This window comes from Pseudomonas sp. P5_A12 (assembly GCF_056400685.1).
Genome location: NZ_JBFUKU010000405.1, coordinates 1 through 3,823, shown reverse-complemented (window position 1 = coordinate 3,823; position 3,823 = coordinate 1). Strand labels below are relative to the sequence as shown.

5 protein-coding genes are annotated in these 3,823 nt (G+C 55.1%); all 5 read right to left on the bottom strand.

What is annotated here, in order from left to right; all coding sequences use genetic code 11:
* Nucleotides 1-261 precede the first annotated feature (261 nt).
* The 5 genes from AC1DSG_RS28840 to AC1DSG_RS28820 all read right to left on the bottom strand — a co-directional run bounded on the left by AC1DSG_RS28840 (nucleotide 262) and on the right by AC1DSG_RS28820 (nucleotide 3,645).
* On the bottom strand, nucleotides 262-690 hold the full coding sequence (locus tag AC1DSG_RS28840) for a nuclear transport factor 2 family protein (protein WP_477793919.1): 429 nt from the start codon (nucleotides 688-690) through the stop codon (nucleotides 262-264).
* A 279-nt stretch (nucleotides 691-969) separates the two neighbouring features.
* A complete protein-coding gene (locus AC1DSG_RS28835) occupies nucleotides 970-1,332 on the bottom strand; it encodes a hypothetical protein (protein WP_477793918.1) in 363 nt (120 codons plus the stop codon).
* A gap of 137 nt (nucleotides 1,333-1,469) precedes the next feature.
* On the bottom strand, nucleotides 1,470-2,162 hold the full coding sequence (locus AC1DSG_RS28830) for an RES family NAD+ phosphorylase (RefSeq protein WP_477793917.1): 693 nt from the start codon (nucleotides 2,160-2,162) through the stop codon (nucleotides 1,470-1,472).
* Entirely contained in the window at nucleotides 2,156-2,560 is a 405-nt protein-coding gene (locus AC1DSG_RS28825; RefSeq protein ID WP_477793916.1) for an antitoxin Xre-like helix-turn-helix domain-containing protein, read from the bottom strand. The genes AC1DSG_RS28830 and AC1DSG_RS28825 overlap by 7 nt, the downstream gene beginning before the upstream one ends.
* A gap of 77 nt (nucleotides 2,561-2,637) precedes the next feature.
* Nucleotides 2,638-3,645: an AraC family transcriptional regulator gene (locus AC1DSG_RS28820; protein WP_477793915.1), complete on the bottom strand. Its 1,008-nt coding sequence runs from the start codon at nucleotides 3,643-3,645 to the stop codon at nucleotides 2,638-2,640.
* Nucleotides 3,646-3,823 lie beyond the last annotated feature (178 nt).

The window sequence follows — 3,823 nt, the reverse complement described above, 5'->3', positions numbered from 1 at the left end:
GAGGTAGCGGCAAAAGCGTTAACTGCGAAAACCGAGAAAGCGATGCTGAGAAGGGTTTGGCGTTTCATGATGGTGTGCTCCGGGGTGTTTATTGGTTGGTATGGAGCTGATGTTACGCCGGGGATTTTTTAAGAGAACTTCATTGAGTTGATGGTGACTATCGATGTTGGCAATGGATCATTGCGCGCGGTGATGTCACCGCGCAGCACTTGAGTTCCGGGCGCCTAAACGGCGGGAAGCCCGGAAATGCAACGTACTAAATCAGCCTTTACTGGCTGCCAGATAAGCGCCAAGGCGTTGTCCCATTTGCTCACCCAAGGCTTGCAGACCGCTCAAGGGACGGACCATCACTTCAAACTCAACGATTTTTCCTTGTTCATTGAAGCGAATCATGTCGATGCCTTTTAACTGTTTCCCGCCCACGCTGGCGCTGAATTCCAGGACGACGTTCAGCCCGTCTGCCGTCGTCAGTTCGCGGTGGTAGGCAAAGTCCTCAAACACTTTTACAACGGTGTTGAGAATCATCGAAACCACAGGCGCTCCCGGATAAGGCGTGTGAGCCATCGGCGAGCGGAACACCGCTTGCGGGTCCAGCAAGTCGGGCAGGGCACTCAAATCAGCCGTGCGGATCATCTCGTGCCATTGCTTCAAGGAGGCTGCGGCGTTGGGATGCAGGTTCAGTTCAGACATTTGCTACTCCTGTATTTTTATTGTGGGTTTTGCAACGTCGAGTGGCGTGGTATAGCGAAAGCGTTGGTCAATGACCGCCGCCGCATCGTTCGCCCACTGACTGTATATCGCAGGACCTGGATGGAAGCCATCCCATGCCATTGAGGCCAACCGGGTTGTCAGCATCGTGCAGTGATCGATGCGCTCAACCAGTGCGGCGAGTGCACTAACAAAAACTCACGAAAAAGCCCGGCTGATCAGGCCGGGCTCTTTGTTGAGGGCTGCTTTGAAGCTACTCATTCATGCAGCGCGGTTTTCGATCAGGCGATCAGAGCCACCCTCGGCAACGCGGTTTTGCATCAGCCGGTCGGAGCCATCAGCGGCTACACGGTTTTCGATCAGCCGGTCGGAACCATCAGCGGCTACACGGTTTTCGATCAGCCGATCGGAACCATCAGCGGCGACACGATTCTCGATCAGACGGTCAGAACCATCAGCGGCCACGCGATTCTCGATCAGACGATCCGACCCCCCTTCAGCCACACGGCTTTCAATCAGACGATCCGAGCCGCCTTCAGCGACCACAGGTTGAGCAGARGTAGCGGCAAAAGCGTTAACTGCGAAAACCGAGAAAGCGATGCTGAGGAGGGTTTGGCGTTTCATGATGGTGTGCTCCGGGGTGTTGATTGGTTGGTATGGAGCGGATGTTACGCCGGGGATTTTTTATGAGAACTTCATTGAGTTGATGGTGACTATCGATGTCGGCAATGGATGCATATGGCCCCCGTTTCAGATTGCATTCAGGCTTCACTGATCTTGCTGACACTGGTGATCTGACCATTCCAGATCATCTCGTAATGAGCCGTCTGAACAATCGATGCAACCGGTCGCGGCGTCAGCAGCGCCCAGCAGAAACTGCCTTGCATACGCACCGAGTGGTAACGAATACCGGGACATCCCACGTCTTTGATCGATCTGCCCAATTGGCGGGAATGCGTGTAATCGTCGGGAGCATAGACAGGATCAGTCAGCGCAATGGACGTAGCATCTTTCATCGCAGCATCCGCAAAAGAACAAGAGAGCCCACGGAAAACAAAGCGCTCATAGTTCAGGCTACGGACATTCGACCAATACAGACTCTGGTGATACCGCACTTCCGCCAATGCCGTTTCCATGGAGTCCGCCAGGTACAACACACCAAAGCTGCCATCGCTGAACCGCGAGCCCGCCGGGTTAACGTGGGTAAAAGGCGCGATCGCGTAAGAGCAGCCAGGAATTCCGAACGGGATCTGATCTCGCGCAATCAACTCAAGACGACCCACTTCATTGTGCAGTCGGGGATTGGTCAGCGCCTGTATCTGATACAGCACCTCAAACTGGTCCGCGTCTGCCACGTCATCAAACAGTGCAATCGGTGGAAATTTTGAATTGACCAGTCGGCAGGCCTGTAATTGCTCACCGGCAAACTCTGCCAGTTCGCTCACCCTCACCATTGCGCGCCCCGCAGCACATCAATGCGCCGAAAGGTTTCATACAGAGAAATCATATCGCCCTGGGACATGATCTCAAGCGGTGAACGCCCATTGAAAAACTCGTTGTCATTGACCATCGACGGGAAACCGTAGACGTTTTCCGGATTATCAAAGACCAGACGCAGCGTTGCGTGGATGTTGAGTACAAAACTGATGCGCTGCATCTGGTCAGCGTCCAGCGCCACGGCCCAAGAGGGATCACGCTGCCGGGCGCGGGTGTAGGTACTACGGGAAATGCGCAGGATGCGACAGGCCTGATCGCTGGATGCAGACCATTTTTCGAGTATGCCGACCGCTGCACGCAAGCCCGTGACGCACTGGTTCTTGGTGAATGCTTGTTCCTGGAGGGGGACTGCCATGTGCCAAGCCTCAATTGATCCATAGAATCAAAACTATATGGAGTGAGTCTACAGATCAATAATATGTTGACCAGCGGCTATTTGATCGCCAATGTCGGCATCGTTCTCCAGGACGACGGACTGCAATCGAAGAGCCGACYGAACCAACGAGAAAAAGCGCTGAGTTCGGAAAAACCCAGGACGCCGGCGATCTCGCTCAAGGGATGATGGGGGTTCGCCAGATAACGTGTCGCCAATTCCCTGCGGACCTGATCCAACAACGAAGAAAACGTCTCTCCCTCGCGCGTCAGTTGCCGATGCAGCGTCCGTCTGTCACGTCCCAAGTGGGCCGCCACCTGTTCCACCGAACAGCGCCCGGTAGGCAGCAGCATCCAGATCATCTGATGCACTTGCTCCAGCAAGGCGGTCCTGGAGTCTTCGTGAATACTTTTCAGATACTGATGAACGTAGCGGGCCATTTCTGGATCGGCGCTGGGCAAGGCCCGGTCGAGATCGCTGGTGCGGCAGACAATGCCATCCATCAAGCAATTGAACTGTACCGCCGTACCAAACACACGCTGATGCCGACTACCGTCCCGCAGATCGCAGTGACGGAAACAGACCACTGAAGGATGCCAGTGATTGCCGAGCAAGGCCTTGAGCATTCGGTGAGTCACCGCGACCGCCAGCTCCACCGACTGGCGTACAAACAAGTGGCTGACCGTGACCAGCTCAAGCCGTAACACCGCCACGTCGCCGTTTTCCTCGATATCCAGGACCAAACCCTGATTGTGCAGATAAAGAAACTCCTGGAGCGCCTTCAAGGCTGCACGCAGGGTAGGTTCGCGCCATAACAGTGCCAGGGGCCCGAGGTTGGAGACTTTGCGGCTTTCTGCCATGCGCAGGCCGAAATCCTCCGCGCCAGCTGCCCGCGCCGAACTGTCCAGCAACCGTGCCACGGCTTCGATGGAGATTTTCAGATCCGGCTGCAGCAAACAGCGCGGATCAAGACCGACCAGACGCAATTGCTGCATGGGATCGATGTTTAACGAGCGGGCAATTTCTGCGTAATTGGTAAGGCTGGCACTTCGAACAAGACCTTTCATTGAGAATTTACCCATTCGTTAGACGTGTCCCGAGATGTCATCTTCGCGCCCCGTAGAGTCAATACAGAGGGCATYGGCACGCTTAGAGTTGAAAGCAACCACTCGACCTTGAGGAACTGCAAATGAATGAAGACCAGACCAGCCCCGGCACCCCTACCTGCGATGGCATGCGTGATGC